This window comes from Paenarthrobacter sp. NyZ202 (assembly GCF_049860755.1).
Classification (GTDB): domain Bacteria; phylum Actinomycetota; class Actinomycetes; order Actinomycetales; family Micrococcaceae; genus Arthrobacter.
The window spans coordinates 4,059,186-4,076,194 of record NZ_CP187556.1 but is presented as its reverse complement, the minus strand read 5'-3'; the positions used below and the strand labels follow the sequence as shown (position 1 = coordinate 4,076,194).

General features: G+C 59.9%; 10 protein-coding genes and 4 rRNA genes. 11 read left to right on the top strand and 3 right to left on the bottom strand.

The genetic code is table 11. The features are described 5' to 3' along the window. Positions 1-51: 51 nt before the first annotated feature. Together ACPFL9_RS18890 and ACPFL9_RS18885 are read left to right on the top strand one after the other, a co-directional pair. Positions 52-882, top strand: coding sequence for an SGNH/GDSL hydrolase family protein (locus ACPFL9_RS18890; RefSeq protein ID WP_426004499.1), 831 nt, complete (start codon positions 52-54; stop codon positions 880-882). Then, positions 879-1,703 (top strand): SGNH/GDSL hydrolase family protein, encoded by an 825-nt coding sequence (locus ACPFL9_RS18885; protein WP_426004498.1) that lies wholly within the window; start codon positions 879-881, stop codon positions 1,701-1,703. The genes ACPFL9_RS18890 and ACPFL9_RS18885 overlap by 4 nt, the downstream gene beginning before the upstream one ends. On the opposite strand, the gene ACPFL9_RS18880 is transcribed toward ACPFL9_RS18885, so the two are convergent. After that, on the bottom strand, positions 1,679-1,966 hold the full coding sequence (locus ACPFL9_RS18880; protein ID WP_426004497.1) for a YciI family protein: 288 nt from the start codon (positions 1,964-1,966) through the stop codon (positions 1,679-1,681). The two genes, ACPFL9_RS18885 and ACPFL9_RS18880, sit on opposite strands and share 25 nt — an antisense overlap. A gap of 73 nt (positions 1,967-2,039) precedes the next feature. Between ACPFL9_RS18880 and ACPFL9_RS18875 the strand changes: the two genes are divergently transcribed. The 8 genes from ACPFL9_RS18875 to rrf all read left to right on the top strand — a co-directional run bounded on the left by ACPFL9_RS18875 (position 2,040) and on the right by rrf (position 10,556). Continuing rightward, positions 2,040-2,519 (top strand): MarR family winged helix-turn-helix transcriptional regulator, encoded by a 480-nt coding sequence (locus tag ACPFL9_RS18875; RefSeq protein ID WP_426004496.1) that lies wholly within the window; start codon positions 2,040-2,042, stop codon positions 2,517-2,519. Between the two features lie 51 nt (positions 2,520-2,570). Next, positions 2,571-3,335 carry an SGNH/GDSL hydrolase family protein gene (locus ACPFL9_RS18870; protein WP_426004495.1) on the top strand — a complete coding sequence of 255 codons (765 nt, stop codon included), beginning with the start codon at positions 2,571-2,573 and terminating at the stop codon, positions 3,333-3,335. A gap of 365 nt (positions 3,336-3,700) precedes the next feature. Then, positions 3,701-3,937, top strand: coding sequence for a 50S ribosomal protein L28 (gene rpmB / locus ACPFL9_RS18865; protein WP_021474712.1), 237 nt, complete (start codon positions 3,701-3,703; stop codon positions 3,935-3,937). After that, positions 3,937-4,104, top strand: coding sequence for a 50S ribosomal protein L33 (gene rpmG / locus ACPFL9_RS18860; protein WP_003798558.1), 168 nt, complete (start codon positions 3,937-3,939; stop codon positions 4,102-4,104). Before rpmB ends, rpmG begins: the two co-directional genes overlap by 1 nt. Before the next feature lie 4 nt (positions 4,105-4,108). Continuing rightward, positions 4,109-4,414, top strand: a complete 306-nt coding sequence (gene rpsN / locus ACPFL9_RS18855) for a 30S ribosomal protein S14 (protein WP_021474711.1) — start codon at positions 4,109-4,111, stop codon at positions 4,412-4,414. Between the two features lie 625 nt (positions 4,415-5,039). After that, positions 5,040-6,565, top strand: a 16S ribosomal RNA gene (locus ACPFL9_RS18850). A 586-nt stretch (positions 6,566-7,151) separates the two neighbouring features. Further along, a 23S ribosomal RNA gene (locus ACPFL9_RS18845) occupies positions 7,152-10,300 on the top strand. A 139-nt stretch (positions 10,301-10,439) separates the two neighbouring features. Then, positions 10,440-10,556, top strand: a 5S ribosomal RNA gene (rrf, locus tag ACPFL9_RS18840). Together the 16S, 23S and 5S rRNA genes form the textbook arrangement of a ribosomal RNA operon. Before the next feature lie 544 nt (positions 10,557-11,100). On the opposite strand, the gene istB is transcribed toward rrf, so the two are convergent. Both istB and istA read right to left on the bottom strand, forming a co-directional pair. After that, positions 11,101-11,889, bottom strand: a complete 789-nt coding sequence (gene istB, locus ACPFL9_RS18835) for an IS21-like element helper ATPase IstB (RefSeq protein ID WP_426004494.1) — start codon at positions 11,887-11,889, stop codon at positions 11,101-11,103. Beyond that, complete coding sequence (istA, locus tag ACPFL9_RS18830) at positions 11,886-13,415, bottom strand: IS21 family transposase (protein WP_426004493.1); 1,530 nt, start codon at positions 13,413-13,415, stop codon at positions 11,886-11,888. The genes istB and istA overlap by 4 nt, the downstream gene beginning before the upstream one ends. 1,617 nt (positions 13,416-15,032) lie before the next feature. Here istA and ACPFL9_RS18825 point away from each other — a divergent pair. Then, positions 15,033-16,558, top strand: a 16S ribosomal RNA gene (locus ACPFL9_RS18825). Positions 16,559-17,009 lie beyond the last annotated feature (451 nt).

The following is a 17,009-nucleotide window of genomic DNA, read 5'->3' as shown; positions in this document are numbered from 1 at the left end:
GTTTACCTGCGGTTGGTCCGGGCTTAACCACGGGCGGGTAGCTTCGGTGGGGTGCGGGAGGAATTCAGGCGCGGGAACAACGCTCGACGGCGGTATGTCGCCTTGGGAGACTCCTTCACCGAGGGCGTGGGGGACACCAGCACGGTCCTGCCGAACGGTGTCCGCGGATGGGCGGACCGCGTGGCCGAGAAACTGGCCAAAGCCGAACCGGGCTGGGAGTACGCCAACCTCGCCGTGCGAAGCAAGCGTCTGCGCCAGATCATCGACGAGCAACTGGAACCGGCATTGGCCATGGAACCAACCCTGGTCACGCTTTATGCGGGTGGGAACGACATCCTCGATTTCGGCACCGACATGGAAGCCCTGCTCAACGACTATGAACTCCTTGTCGCCCGGCTGGCCGGGACCGGAGCCACGGTGGTCCTGTTCACCGGGTTCGACGTCAAAGTGTCAGCCGTCCTTGAACCGTTCCGCAAACGCAACACCCTCTATAACCAGCGCGTCCGTGGCATCGCTGCCAAGTACGGCGCAGTGCTGGTGGACTACTGGTGTTTCGAGGCATACCACGACCCCCGGATGTGGTCCTCGGACCGGCTCCACATGTCCAAAGCCGGCCACAAGTACCTTGCTGCACAGGTCCTGGACCATCTGGGTGTTCCGCACAAGGTCTCTCCCAAGGAGTGGGACCCTCCCGCCAGGGTGGGTATCAGGGAGTGGGAACGACGCCAGCGGCGCTGGGTAAACGACTGGGTGTTGCCGCTGTTCGGACGGAAACTCCGCGGCGTCACCTTGGGCGATACCCTGAGTGCCCGCTGGCCTGAACCCGTAAAGGTGCCGCGCAAAGGCGGGCTTAAAAAGCTCATGGAAGAGGCAACCAGATGACCGGGCCCATCCGATACGTGGCACTTGGTGATTCCTTCACGGAAGGCGTTGGCGACCACGACCTGCGTCTGCCCAACAACTGCCGCGGCTGGGCAGACCGGGTGGCCGAAGAACTCGCCCGCCAGGACCCGTCAACTACCTACGCCAACCTCGCCATCCGCGGCAGGCGCCTGCAACGGATCCTCGACGAACAAATCGAACCAGCCCTGGCCATGAAGCCCACCCTGGTCAGCTTCTACGCCGGCGGCAATGACCTCCTGATGGCACGGCTCAACATGGCCGCACTCATCAGGAACTACGAGAAAGCAGTCCGACGGCTCAAGGACAGCGGAGCGACCGTACTGCTCTTCACGGGCTACAACGTTCCATTGTCACCACTGCTGGAGCCGCTCAAACTCCGGACCGCGGTCTACAACCGGCACATCAGGCGCATCGCGGCGGAGCAGAACACCCTCCTGGTGGACTACTGGTGTTTCGAAAAGTTCCAGGATCCGCGCATGTGGTCGCCGGACCGCTTGCACATGTCGACCCCCGGGCACAGCTATATGGCCAAGAAGGTGCTGGAAGTACTCGGGGCGCGGCACACCCTGGCGTCGCCGGTGTTCGCGCCGCCGCGTCCGCGGACCCTCACCGAAAACATCGTCGACGACGTCAGCTGGCTCAGGCGCGATGTTGGACCTTGGTTCCTGCGCCGGCTCCGCGGTGTCTCCAGCGGCGACCGGCTCGGTGCACGGTGGCCGGAGCCCATGCCTGTAGTTCTTCCGGAGCGGCTGGGCACTGCGAAAGCACGGCAGGCTCAGGTGTCCAGCAGGTTTTCGTAGCCCTCTGCGACGCTCGTAGCCGTGAACTCGATGACCTCGAATTCAGCGACACCGTTGATGTAGAACGGGTCCTTGGCCAGGGACGCGTCCAGCGTGGCCCGGTCGGCCTTGGACAGCAGCACGCCTCCCACCGCTGGGACGCGACGTCCGGACGCAAGGAACACGCCGGCGTCGAACGCGTCCTTAAGCCAGGCCATGTGGCCGGCGCGGTGGAAGTCCACGGTTTCGTCGGGCACTTTGTAGGTCAGGGAGACAACGAACATGCGGCCAGCCTACCGTTTGGGCGGCATGGGCGGCATGGGCGGGCCAAACCCGGGATTCTCCTAAGATGGAGCCATGACTGAACCCCGCTGGCTTAATGCCGAGGAACGCCGTGCCTGGCTTGCCCTGCTGAGCATCAACACCCTGCTTCCTTCGGCATTGGATACGCAGCTTCAGTCCGCGGGAAAGCTCTCCCTATTCGACTACAACGTCCTGGCCATGCTGTCCGAAACCGACGGCCGCTACCTGCCCATGAGCGAACTTGCCGCCCGGACCAGCGCCTCGCTCTCCCGCCTGTCCCATGTGGTCACCAAACTGCAAAAGCGCGGGTGGGTGGAGCGGCAGGCACACCCCGGTGACGCCAGGGTCACGGTAGCCCACCTCACCGACGCCGGCATGGCCACCATCGTGTCACTGGCTCCCGGGCACGTGGAATCGGTGCGGACCCTCATGCTCGACTCATTGACTCCCGACGACGTGGCGGACCTTGCCCGCATCGGCGAGAAGATCGTCGCCCGCTTGGACAACAACCACTGGATCCTCCGCGATTCCTGACCGGCAGCGCCTGCTTTGTGGCCCTGAGCACCCAGATGGCAGACTGGCGGCATGGATTTTTCTGCCCGATACGTTGCCTTGGGGGATTCGTTCACGGAGGGTGTCGGTGACGCCGACCCCACCCGCCCCAACGGCGTCAGGGGTTGGGCGGACATCGTGGCGCAGCAGCTGGCGCGCAGCAACGACGGTTTCGGCTACGCCAATCTCGCCATCCGCGGCCGAAAGCTCCGCCGGATCATGGCAGAACAGGTGGCTGCCGCCGTCGAACTTAAACCCACGTTGGTGACGCTGTACGCCGGGGCCAACGACATTCTCCGCCCGAAAGTCAGCATTGACTCGCTTTTGGAGGATTACGACGCCGGCATCGCCCGGTTAAGCGCCACCGGCGCCACCGTGGTGCTCTTCACGGGCTTCGACGCCAAGGGTTCGAAGGTATTCAGCACCATGCGGGGACGGACGGCGATCTACAACGAACTTGTCCGCGAAATCGCGGAGAACCACGGCGCCCTGCTGGTGGATTACTGGCGGTTCGACGAATACGACGACTGGCGCATGTGGGATACCGACCGGATGCACATGTCGTCGGCCGGTCACTTGAACATGGCCAAGCGCGTGCTGGACGTCCTGGAGCATGAGCACGTCATCGACGTTCCGGAACTGGCGCCCCTCAAACTCCTGAGCAGGGCCGAAACCCTGCGGGCCAATGCCCAATGGGTCCGGGAGTTCGCTGCGCCATGGGTGGTCCGCAGGGTGCGCGGCACATCGTCCGGTGACGGCCTCAGTCCCAAGTACCCGCAGCTCATCCAGCCTCGCTAGGCGCGTCGGCTTTGTGCCGGGTGATCCCGGCCTATCATGCCTGATTGGTCTTAATTTGGCGCGCCCCGTAGAATAGTGAGGCGCCAGGTAGTGCGGAGCGTGTGCAATTGCTCCGGTTGTCGGTGAATGTCGGTCTGACCGACGTCCCGGGGGCCGGTAGTTAGGGGCTCAAGTTGCGTGCATTCCTGTATTCGCCCGGTATCCCAGGATCTGATCCAGTGTCTTCCACTGCCCGGTTCTGAGGCCAGCCTTCTTCGCCGCGTTTCCCGCGGATTCGGGGAACGCACCGGATGCGGACACCGCCTGTCGCACGGTATCGCAGGAACATCTGCACGCCGTTTTCATTCAAACTTTGGAGGAGAGTCATGGCAGCACACTGCCAGGTGACCGGAGCCGAGCCGGGCTTTGGACACAGCATTTCGCACTCGCACCGCCGCAACAAGCGCCGGTTCGACCCCAACATCCAGAAGAAGCGCTACTGGGTTCCGTCCCTGCGCCGCAACGTCACCCTGACGCTGTCGGCCAAGGGCATCAAGGTAATTGACGCACGTGGCATCGACGCGGTCGTCGCCGACATCCTGGCACGAGGAGTGAAGCTCTAATGGCAAAGGACAAGGACGTACGTCCGATCATCAAGCTGAAGTCCACCGCGGGCACGGGCTACACCTACGTTACGCGCAAGAACCGCCGTAACGACCCCGACCGCCTGGTCCTCAAGAAGTACGACCCCAAGATCCGCCAGCACGTCGAATTCCGAGAGGAGCGCTAAACACATGGCAAAGAAGTCCAAGATTGCTCGCAACGAGCAGCGCAAGGTCATTGTTGAGCGCTACGCTGCCAAGCGCCTCGAGCTGAAGAAGACCCTGGTTGACCCCAACGCGTCTGACGAAGCCCGTGAAGCTGCACGCCTCGGCCTGCAGAAGCTGCCCCGCAACGCCTCCCCGATCCGTCTGCGTAACCGCGACCAGATCGACGGCCGTCCCCGCGGCACCTTCCAGAAGTTCGGTATCTCCCGCGTTCGCTTCCGCGACATGGCTCACAAGGGTGAGCTGCCGGGTATCACCAAGTCTTCCTGGTAAGCACCAAGCTCTGAAAGGGCCGGTAACCGTTATGGTTGCCGGCCTTTTCGGCGTTTAAGCCACCCCCGCGGACGCTCTCTCACCTATCGCTCGTGTTGGTCGGACGCTCTCTCATCTATCGCCCGTGTTGGGCCGTCGCTCTCTCACTTTCCGGCGCGTTGTGTGGGGTGTTTTGGGGTGTGATGGGGTTCACGGGTTGTGGATTTGTTTGTGGTGTTGGGGGTGTGTAAAGTTATTCGAGTTGCCGCCGCTGATGCGGGTTTGAAGGCGACGAACTCCCTTTTGAATGGCCGGTTTCCGGTGGTGCTTTGGTGTGCTGTCGGGGTTGGTGGGGGCTTGGGCTGGTTTGCTTTGTGGGGCTGGTTCGGGTAACTTTGAAAAGTTGCTCCGGAGCGATCTGCTGGCCTGTGTGGTTGGTGGTGGTGCTGGTTTGTGACCTGTTGTTTGAGAACTCAATAGTGTGCCAAGTTTGTTGATACCGATTGTTTTTTGATTGGTTGGATTTTGCCGGGCCGCCGTGCACCCCCGTGTGTGGTGGTTTGGTTTTCAGCTGGTTTCAGATTTTTGCATGGCTTCTCCTGTCTTTTTCCGGTGGGGGTTGTTGTGTTTTCGTTTTTGTTTTACTTTGACGGAGAGTTTGATCCTGGCTCAGGATGAACGCTGGCGGCGTGCTTAACACATGCAAGTCGAACGATGATCTCCAGCTTGCTGGGGGGATTAGTGGCGAACGGGTGAGTAACACGTGAGTAACCTGCCCTTGACTCTGGGATAAGCCTGGGAAACTGGGTCTAATACCGGATATGACCATCTGGCGCATGTCATGGTGGTGGAAAGCTTTTGTGGTTTTGGATGGACTCGCGGCCTATCAGCTTGTTGGTGGGGTAATGGCCTACCAAGGCGACGACGGGTAGCCGGCCTGAGAGGGTGACCGGCCACACTGGGACTGAGACACGGCCCAGACTCCTACGGGAGGCAGCAGTGGGGAATATTGCACAATGGGCGCAAGCCTGATGCAGCGACGCCGCGTGAGGGATGACGGCCTTCGGGTTGTAAACCTCTTTCAGTAGGGAAGAAGCCTTTCGGGGTGACGGTACTTGCAGAAGAAGCGCCGGCTAACTACGTGCCAGCAGCCGCGGTAATACGTAGGGCGCAAGCGTTATCCGGAATTATTGGGCGTAAAGAGCTCGTAGGCGGTTTGTCGCGTCTGCTGTGAAAGACCGGGGCTCAACTCCGGTTCTGCAGTGGGTACGGGCAGACTAGAGTGCAGTAGGGGAGACTGGAATTCCTGGTGTAGCGGTGAAATGCGCAGATATCAGGAGGAACACCGATGGCGAAGGCAGGTCTCTGGGCTGTAACTGACGCTGAGGAGCGAAAGCATGGGGAGCGAACAGGATTAGATACCCTGGTAGTCCATGCCGTAAACGTTGGGCACTAGGTGTGGGGGACATTCCACGTTTTCCGCGCCGTAGCTAACGCATTAAGTGCCCCGCCTGGGGAGTACGGCCGCAAGGCTAAAACTCAAAGGAATTGACGGGGGCCCGCACAAGCGGCGGAGCATGCGGATTAATTCGATGCAACGCGAAGAACCTTACCAAGGCTTGACATGGACCGGAAAGACCTGGAGACAGGTGCCCCGCTTGCGGCCGGTTTACAGGTGGTGCATGGTTGTCGTCAGCTCGTGTCGTGAGATGTTGGGTTAAGTCCCGCAACGAGCGCAACCCTCGTTCTATGTTGCCAGCGGTTCGGCCGGGGACTCATAGGAGACTGCCGGGGTCAACTCGGAGGAAGGTGGGGACGACGTCAAATCATCATGCCCCTTATGTCTTGGGCTTCACGCATGCTACAATGGCCGGTACAAAGGGTTGCGATACTGTGAGGTGGAGCTAATCCCAAAAAGCCGGTCTCAGTTCGGATTGGGGTCTGCAACTCGACCCCATGAAGTCGGAGTCGCTAGTAATCGCAGATCAGCAACGCTGCGGTGAATACGTTCCCGGGCCTTGTACACACCGCCCGTCAAGTCACGAAAGTTGGTAACACCCGAAGCCGGTGGCCTAACCCTTGTGGGGGGAGCCGTCGAAGGTGGGACCGGCGATTGGGACTAAGTCGTAACAAGGTAGCCGTACCGGAAGGTGCGGCTGGATCACCTCCTTTCTAAGGAGCTGCTAACAGCTGTCGGTGCCCCTGTAGGGGGTGTTGGTGGTTGTCAGTGTTGCCCATTGCGCAGGCGGATGTTCTGCGGTGGGTGCTCATGGGTGGAATATCAACGAATCATTTTTTGTGGTGGCATGGTTTTTGCTGCTGGTGTTCTGGTGTTAGTACGGCGGTCCTGTCCTTTTGTGGTGGGGTTGTTTGGAAGGTGCCGGGGTGTTGGTGGTGGGGGTTGTGTTTGGCGCACTGTTGGGTCCTGAGGCAACAGGACCTTCACGCAGCTTTTTGCGGGGAGACACGTTTCTGGTGTTTCTTTGTTTTCCTGCGGCCGTTTCCTTGTCACACGGGTACCCCTGTTTTTTGTGGGGGTTGTGTGGTGGGGGTGGTTGTTGGGGTTGTTGTTTGAGAACTACATAGTGGACGCGAGCATCTGGACGCATGCACCTGTTGGGTGTGTGTGTTCGTAGCAATTTCTTTGATTTAGAACCTGGGACTGCTGCCTGCCTGTTGGGTGGGTGGTGGTTTTCCTGTGGTTCTCTCGAATGGATTCAAGCATCAGCCAGGCCCCTTGAGGGGGTTTGGTGTGTGTGGTCTAGTTTTTAAGGGCGCACGGTGGATGCCTTGGCATCAGGAGCCGAAGAAGGACGTAGGAATCTGCGATAAGCCTGGGGGAGTTGATAACCGAGCGGTGATCCCAGGATGTCCGAATGGGGAAACCCCGCACAACGCTGTGAGGTGATTGTGTGACCCGTACCTGAACTCATAGGGTGCGTGGGGGGAACGCGGGGAAGTGAAACATCTCAGTACCCGTAGGAAGAGAAAACAAGAGTGATTCCGTTAGTAGTGGCGAGCGAACGCGGATGAGGCTAAACCGACCCATGTGTGATAGCCGGCGGGCGTTGCGTGGGCGGGGTTGTGGGACTTGCTGTACTGGTTCTGCCGGACCGGTGGGGTGAGAGTGCAGGTATAGGTGAACGGTCTTGAAAGGCCGGCCAGAGAGGGTGTGAGTCCCGTAACCGTAATGTTGTGCACCGCCTTTGGTGAGGATCCCAAGTAGCACGGGGCCCGAGAAATCCCGTGTGAATCTGTCAGGACCACCTGATAAGCCTAAATACTTCCTGATGACCGATAGCGGACCAGTACCGTGAGGGAAAGGTGAAAAGTACCCCGGGAGGGGAGTGAAACAGTACCTGAAACCGTGTGCTTACAATCCGTCAGAGCAGCCTTGTTGTTGTGATGGCGTGCCTTTTGAAGAATGAGCCTGCGAGTTAGTGTTACGTCGCGAGGTTAACCCGTGTGGGGCAGCCGTAGCGAAAGCGAGTCTGAACAGGGCGTTTGAGTGGCGTGATCTAGACCCGAAGCGGAGTGATCTACCCATGGCCAGGTTGAAGCGACGGTAAGACGTCGTGGAGGACCGAACCCACTTCAGTTGAAAATGGAGGGGATGAGCTGTGGGTAGGGGTGAAAGGCCAATCAAACTCCGTGATAGCTGGTTCTCCCCGAAATGCATTTAGGTGCAGCGTTGCGTGTTTCTTGCCGGAGGTAGAGCTACTGGATGGCCGATGGGCCCTACAAGGTTACTGACGTCAGCCAAACTCCGAATGCCGGTAAGTCAGAGCGCAGCAGTGAGACTGTGGGGGATAAGCTTCATAGTCGAGAGGGAAACAGCCCAGACCACCAACTAAGGCCCCTAAGCGTGTGCTAAGTGGGAAAGGATGTGGAGTTGCTTAGACAACCAGGAGGTTGGCTTAGAAGCAGCCATCCTTGAAAGAGTGCGTAATAGCTCACTGGTCAAGTGATTCCGCGCCGACAATGTAGCGGGGCTCAAGTACACCGCCGAAGTTGTGGCATTCACACATATACCTCAGCCCTTTGTGGTTCAGGGGTGTGGATGGGTAGGGGAGCGTCGTGTGGGCGGTGAAGTCGCGGTGGAAACCAGCGGTGGAGCCTACACGAGTGAGAATGCAGGCATGAGTAGCGAAAGACGGGTGGGAAACCCGTCCGCCGAATGATCAAGGGTTCCAGGGTCAAGCTAATCTGCCCTGGGTAAGTCGGGACCTAAGGCGAGGCCGACAGGCGTAGTCGATGGACAACGGGTTGATATTCCCGTACCGGCGAAAAACCGCCAATACTGAGCGGGGGATACTAACCACCCCCCACCCTGCCCGGATCACCACTTGTGGTGTGATGGTTGTGGTGGTGGCTGGGACCTGATCCCGGGAGGTAAGCGTATTAACAGGTGTGACGCAGGAAGGTAGCCGGGCCGGGCGATGGTAGCCCCGGTCCAAGGATGTAGGGTCAGGGATAGGCAAATCCGTTCCTGTGTGCTTCGAGCACGCTCCTGAGATCTGATGGGACCCCCGTTCGGGGGGATCCGGTGATCCTATGCTGCCTAGAAAAGCATCGACGCGAGGTTTTAGCTGCCCGTACCCCAAACCGACACAGGTGATCAGGTAGAGAATACCAAGGCGATCGAGAGAATTATGGTTAAGGAACTCGGCAAAATGCCCCCGTAACTTCGGGAGAAGGGGGGCCTGCCCCGTGAAACGACCTTGCGTTGTGGAGCGGGTGTGGGCCGCAGAGACCAGGGGGAAGCGACTGTTTACTAAAAACACAGGTCCGTGCGAAGTCGCAAGACGATGTATACGGACTGACTCCTGCCCGGTGCTGGAAGGTTAAGAGGACCGGTTAGCCACCTCGCGTGGCGAAGCTGAGAATTTAAGCCCCAGTAAACGGCGGTGGTAACTATAACCATCCTAAGGTAGCGAAATTCCTTGTCGGGTAAGTTCCGACCTGCACGAATGGAGTAACGACTTCCCCGCTGTCTCAACCATAAACTCGGCGAAATTGCAGTACGAGTAAAGATGCTCGTTACGCGCAGCAGGACGGAAAGACCCCGAGACCTTTACTATAGTTTGGTATTGGTGTTCGGAGTGGCTTGTGTAGGATAGGTGGGAGACGTTGAAGCCCGGACGCCAGTTCGGGTGGAGTCATCGTTGAAATACCACTCTGGTCACTTTGGACATCTAACTTCGGCCCGTGATCCGGGTCAGGGACAGTGCCTGATGGGTAGTTTAACTGGGGCGGTTGCCTCCTAAAGAGTAACGGAGGCGCCCAAAGGTTCCCTCAGCCTGGTTGGCAATCAGGTGTCGAGTGTAAGTGCACAAGGGAGCTTGACTGTGAGAGAGACATCTCAAGCAGGGACGAAAGTCGGGACTAGTGATCCGGCGGTACATTGTGGAATGGCCGTCGCTCAACGGATAAAAGGTACCTCGGGGATAACAGGCTGATCTTGCCCAAGAGTCCATATCGACGGCATGGTTTGGCACCTCGATGTCGGCTCGTCGCATCCTGGGGCTGGAGTAGGTCCCAAGGGTTGGGCTGTTCGCCCATTAAAGCGGTACGCGAGCTGGGTTTAGAACGTCGTGAGACAGTTCGGTCCCTATCCGCTGCGCGCGCAGGAAATTTGAGAAGGGCTGTCCTTAGTACGAGAGGACCGGGACGGACGAACCTCTGGTGTGTCAGTTGTACTGCCAAGTGCACCGCTGATTAGCTACGTTCGGATGGGATAACCGCTGAAAGCATCTAAGCGGGAAGCTCGCTTCAAGATGAGATTTCCACACACCTAGCGTGTGAGAGGCCCCCAGCCAGACCACTGGGTTGATAGGCCGGACGTGGAAGCGAGGACCAAAGACTCGTGAAGCTGACCGGTACTAATAGGCCAACAACTAACACCACACACACTTGCATGCACGCGTCCACTATGTGGTTCCCGAACAACAACCGTTCAGGAAAACCAACCACAACCAAATAACAACACCACAGTTGTAACCAAAAACTTCCCACCCCCACCAACACGGGGGACGGGTAACAAGGTTACGGCGGTCATAGCGTGGGGGAAACGCCCGGTCCCATTCCGAACCCGGAAGCTAAGACCCACAGCGCCGATGGTACTGCACCCGGGAGGGTGTGGGAGAGTAGGACACCGCCGGACAACCATTCAGGTCGAGACCCCCCAACCACGTTGGGGGGTCTCCCACATTAACCACCCAAACACCCACACAAAAACCCCGACCACGGACGGTCGGGGCTAAACCCACTTAACCCCAAACCAGGTCGTTCCCAGCGCCCGGAACGCGCACAAACGCGACCTGGACGGGTAGCCGCTACCCCGAGAAGAACACCGACAACTCAGAGATCAACTTGTCCGGTGCTCTATTAGGGCTAGCGTTGCTGCAGCAGTTCGTGCAGGACATCTGAACAGCGCTGGAGTCCCCGGCAGGTCAGTAGCCGCCGGCGTGCCGTTGTCCCTGGAGAACTACCCGTAATACGTTGTCCCAGGACCGTCCATCAAGCCCTCTACGGGCCGGGAAGATCGGACCTGGCCGTGGATCCTGCCGCTTCTGTGTCAATGGCCATGAGTTTCTGCCCACCGGCGGCCAGCTGATGTGCCCGCTGGTGGCCAGCAAAACTGCCCGGTGATGGCCAACAGATCTGCCCACTTATTGGTTCGGCGGGATTGGCCATCACGAGTCTTGTTAGTTCAGTTGGGTGACTCCTTTTCCGGCGAGGGCTTGGGTGAGGCGGATTGAATCGCCGCTGGTTTGGCAGACGTGGGCGTGGTGCAGGAGCCGGTCCACGGTTGCCGTTGCGAGGGTTTTGGGCATGAGCTCATCGAAACCCGCTGGGTGCAGGTTCGATGAGATCGCGACGGAGCGTTTTTCGTAGGCTGCGTCCACGACCCGGTAGAGGCCTTCCGCGGCGTCGGTCGCGACCGGTAAGAGGCCGATGTCGTCAATGACGACGAGGTCGGCGCGCAGGATTCTGGCGACGGCTCGGGTGACGCTGTCATCGGTGCGGTGGGCCCGGATCAAGGCGCCGAGGTCCTCAAGCCGGAACCAAGCCACGCGCATTCCGGCTTCGACGGCTTGTTGGCCGAGCGCTTCGAGGAAGAACGTTTTCCCGGTTCCGGAAGGGCCGCAGACGACGAGGTTTTCCCGCCGGCTGATCCATTCCAGGGTGCGGAGTGCCTGCTGGGTCGGGCCCGGGATGGACGAGACGGCGGGGTCCCAGACGTCGAAGGTTTTACCGGTCGGGAACCCTGCTGCCTTGCGCCGGGTGGCCAGCATCGACCGGGCCCGGCCGGCTGTTTCCTCGACGAAGAGTGCCTTGATGATCTCCGCCGGTTCCCATCGCTGGGCCCGGGCGGTCGCGATCAGTTCCGGGGCGAGGGCTCGGGCGTGGGGCATCTTCAGTTGCCGCATCAACGCTTCCAGCTCTGCCGGCAGTGCCGGGGCGGTGGTGTTGGGCGTGGCGACGGGGCTCATCGGTTCTGCTCCTTCTGCGTGGTGGAGACGGTGACGCCCAAACCTGCCCAGGCGCTGGTGCCCTGGGTCAGGGATCGGGTTTCGTCCGCGGAGTGGGTGGTAGTGCGGGACTTTCCGGCGTTCAGGATCGAAGCCAGATCCCCGTGCGCGAACCGGCCGTGGAAGGCTGCGTTGCCGAGGGCTTTATCGACTTCGGCGAAGCCGGCGATCTTCGCCAGGGTCACGGCTTCAGCCATTTTCACGTTCATACGGGCCGTGCCGGCCGCGGCGGCTTCGACCAGCCAGGTCCTGGCGCCCTCGCCGATGGCCAGGAACTCGGCCTCGTCCGCGCTGCGTGCCTTCACTGGGTAGTCGCCCGGGATCCTGGTCCTGGTCCCGGGGAAGTGCTCATCGTTGATGGCGGGGCTACCGGGCCGGGCCCGGTGATGGCGGGCGACCTCGACCGGACCCGTCGGGCCGTGGTGGACGATGATGACGTGTTCGTCTGGTCCGGTGCCGTGGGCGCGGACGAACACCCTCGCCCCGAGCAGCTGCGCAGGGACCGAATACTGGGCGTTCTCGAACGTGACCATCGGGGTGTTCTCCGCGACGGTGCGGGAGAGCCCGAACACGACCGTGTGCGCGGTCTCGGGGACCCGGTGCAAACGCGGGGCCTCCTCGGCCAGGACCGCGGCGGGTTTACGCCGGATAGTGCGGTGTTCCCGGCTGTTGACATCGTCCATGAACGCCTCGCAGGCGGCCTCAAGCTCGGCGAAGGAGCCGTAGTCCGTGCGCAGGTTGGTGTCCTTGAGAACGAGGTCTGCCTTGGCCAGCTTCACCGAGGCTTCGACTCCGCCTTTCGTGGCCGGGTCCGCGGGCTGGCAGGTCAGCACGGTGACACCGTAGTGACGGGCGAAGTCCAGGGTCTGTTGGTTCCGGACCGGCACCCCGGCAACATGGGCCGTGGTCACCGTTTTCTCGTTGTCGGTCAGGACATAGGTCGGTGCGCCTCCCAGGATCCGGAAGCACCGGTCCAGTGCGGCGAACACGCTCGGCGCGGTCCGGTCCCGCAAAGGGATTACGATCCGGAACCTCGAGAACGCCAGCCACGCCACGAACAAGACGGTCTTTACCCCGCCGATGCGCGGTCCGTCGCCGAAGTCGTACTGCAGCCACATCCCCGGCTCCGCGATCCACGGCCGGTGGACCCGCACGTGACCCAGCCGCCACGCGGCCTTGACCTGCGCAACCGCCCGGCGGGTGGACCGTTCGGAACCCGCATAGCCCAGAGCGAGCAGCTTCTCGTGGGCTTTATCGGCGCGGATCCGGCCCTTGGACGCCTCGACCCATTCCTCAATCTTGGGCAGGAACGGGTCGGTCACCCGGTCCCGCGCGGCGGGTTCTCCGATCGGCCGGCCCGCGTCCCGGGCCGCGATATGCCTGGCAACAGTGTGATGCGAGCAGCCCGTGAGTTCGGCCGTGGCGCGTAACGATCCGGTCAGATCGTAGGCAGCAAGAATTTCCATGATTTCTCCGTCATGCTTCATACAGGGCCTCTTCCCGAGTGACTTGGTGCGTCTAGACACCGTCATCAAATCCCGGGGAGAGGACCCCGCCGCTTAAGACGCGGCAGGTCAGTAAGGAAGTGGGCAGATCTCATGGCCACCAATGGGCAGTTTTACTGGCCGTCAGTGGGCATTTCCGTGGCCGCCAATGGGCAGTTTTTCATGGCCGCTAACACTTCTGTTCGCACCGGATGGGCCGGTCGCCGGCGGCGTCGTCGGAAGGAAAATCGATGCAGGCCCTTCGGGCATGGTCATGATTCGAGACCGGCCTTGCAGAAGCGATTGGCAGTTTGGTGTCGGGGGCTAAGGAAGGGACTTAGTCACTGGAAAGAGGGCGCTCCGTCATCGGGACTCTGGTTCAACCCTCATACTCCTGGCGGGTGTAACCGCCGAGCTGAGATCTGCGCGATCGACTGGCCGAAGCACTTACACCTCTCCCAGCCCACCTGGATCGCTCGCCGTCCTGGGAGCAAGGCATTGAGTCGGCCTGCCACCACGAGTTCACGTGGCAAACACCCACGCCTGTGTACTCCTGCGACTTTGCGAGTCCATGGCAACCCGGATCGAACGAAACACTAATGGTTAGCTGCGGCCATACGTTCCGAAAGGAACAGATCAGGGCGTCCACACTCACGAACACTTGGCTGTGTTCGCAGTCGAGCTCAATCAGCGACCACGTGAGATTCCCAGAGGCAGAGCCCCTTCCCAGCGCCTTACTGGACTGCTCTCACCTTCGACCGAGCCATAAATTGTTGCGACGACCGCTGAATTCCGCCGCCCTCACAATGGCTAACGCGTCGGCCGTCGCCGACAGCCGGGCCGGCAGAGGTTTCAGTCTGGCTGGTCGCGATTTTCCGCTGTGAGGCGGTTGAGTGCTGCATCAGGAGATCCCGGCCGCGAGACGGTTTCGACAGAGCTGTGATTTGCCCGGCCACCTGATCCACCAGGCCTACGCCGCTTTTCCGGGTCCGGGAGACCAACCGCTGCCGCAGGCGACTTCTGGTCAACGACTTCGCCCAGCCGGGTGAACCCACCGCTCTGGCGTGACTACACGCACGCGCCTCTCCCTTGGTGAAGCTCCTCTGGATCACCGGATCCCACACCTCCAGCCAGCTCCTCCCTTCCCGGGGATGTGGTGGGGTTCACGTTAATTGTTGTGAAGCCGTTGGGTTGAGGGCCGCTGGCCGGTGTTGGTTTTGGTGCGTGTTTTAGGGGTTTTGGGGTGGTTGCCGGGTGGATTTGCGTTGGGGGTTGGGGGCGTGTATTGTTTTCTGAGTCGCCGGGAGCGGAACGGAAAGCCGGAAGGTGTGTACGGGCCGGGAGGCGGCGGATAAATAACTCTTCTTTTCCAATGGCCCTTGGTGGGTGTGCTGCTTTGTGTGGTGCGCTTCGGGGTTATGTTTTGGAGGGTCTGTTGTTTGAGAACTCAATAGTGTGCCAAGTTTGTTGATACCGATTGTTTTTTGATTGGTTGGATTTTGCCGGGCCGCCGTGCACCCCCGTGTGTGGTGGTTTGGTTTTCAGCTGGTTTCAGATTTTTGCATGGCTTCTCCTGTCTTTTTCCGGTGGGGGTTGTTGTGTTTTCGTTTTTGTTTTACTTTGACGGAGAGTTTGATCCTGGCTCAGGATGAACGCTGGCGGCGTGCTTAACACATGCAAGTCGAACGATGATCTCCAGCTTGCTGGGGGGATTAGTGGCGAACGGGTGAGTAACACGTGAGTAACCTGCCCTTGACTCTGGGATAAGCCTGGGAAACTGGGTCTAATACCGGATATGACCATCTGGCGCATGTCATGGTGGTGGAAAGCTTTTGTGGTTTTGGATGGACTCGCGGCCTATCAGCTTGTTGGTGGGGTAATGGCCTACCAAGGCGACGACGGGTAGCCGGCCTGAGAGGGTGACCGGCCACACTGGGACTGAGACACGGCCCAGACTCCTACGGGAGGCAGCAGTGGGGAATATTGCACAATGGGCGCAAGCCTGATGCAGCGACGCCGCGTGAGGGATGACGGCCTTCGGGTTGTAAACCTCTTTCAGTAGGGAAGAAGCCTTTCGGGGTGACGGTACTTGCAGAAGAAGCGCCGGCTAACTACGTGCCAGCAGCCGCGGTAATACGTAGGGCGCAAGCGTTATCCGGAATTATTGGGCGTAAAGAGCTCGTAGGCGGTTTGTCGCGTCTGCTGTGAAAGACCGGGGCTCAACTCCGGTTCTGCAGTGGGTACGGGCAGACTAGAGTGCAGTAGGGGAGACTGGAATTCCTGGTGTAGCGGTGAAATGCGCAGATATCAGGAGGAACACCGATGGCGAAGGCAGGTCTCTGGGCTGTAACTGACGCTGAGGAGCGAAAGCATGGGGAGCGAACAGGATTAGATACCCTGGTAGTCCATGCCGTAAACGTTGGGCACTAGGTGTGGGGGACATTCCACGTTTTCCGCGCCGTAGCTAACGCATTAAGTGCCCCGCCTGGGGAGTACGGCCGCAAGGCTAAAACTCAAAGGAATTGACGGGGGCCCGCACAAGCGGCGGAGCATGCGGATTAATTCGATGCAACGCGAAGAACCTTACCAAGGCTTGACATGGACCGGAAAGACCTGGAGACAGGTGCCCCGCTTGCGGCCGGTTTACAGGTGGTGCATGGTTGTCGTCAGCTCGTGTCGTGAGATGTTGGGTTAAGTCCCGCAACGAGCGCAACCCTCGTTCTATGTTGCCAGCGGTTCGGCCGGGGACTCATAGGAGACTGCCGGGGTCAACTCGGAGGAAGGTGGGGACGACGTCAAATCATCATGCCCCTTATGTCTTGGGCTTCACGCATGCTACAATGGCCGGTACAAAGGGTTGCGATACTGTGAGGTGGAGCTAATCCCAAAAAGCCGGTCTCAGTTCGGATTGGGGTCTGCAACTCGACCCCATGAAGTCGGAGTCGCTAGTAATCGCAGATCAGCAACGCTGCGGTGAATACGTTCCCGGGCCTTGTACACACCGCCCGTCAAGTCACGAAAGTTGGTAACACCCGAAGCCGGTGGCCTAACCCTTGTGGGGGGAGCCGTCGAAGGTGGGACCGGCGATTGGGACTAAGTCGTAACAAGGTAGCCGTACCGGAAGGTGCGGCTGGATCACCTCCTTTCTAAGGAGCTGCTAACAGCTGTCGGTGCCCCTGTAGGGGGTGTTGGTGGTTGTCAGTGTTGCCCATTGCGCAGGCGGATGTTCTGCGGTGGGTGCTCATGGGTGGAATATCAACGAATCATTTTTTGTGGTGGCATGGTTTTTGCTGCTGGTGTTCTGGTGTTAGTACGGCGGTCCTGTCCTTTTGTGGTGGGGTTGTTTGGAAGGTGCCGGGGTGTTGGTGGTGGGGGTTGTGTTTGGCGCACTGTTGGGTCCTGAGGCAACAGGACCTTCACGCAGCTTTTTGCGGGGAGACACGTTTCTGGTGTTTCTTTGTTTTCCTGCGGCCGTTTCCTTGTCACACGGGTACCCCTGTTTTGTTTGTGGGGGTTGTGTGGTGGGGGTGGTTGTTGGGGTTGTTGTTTGAGAACTACATAGTGGACGCGAGCATCTGGACGCATGCACCTGTTGGG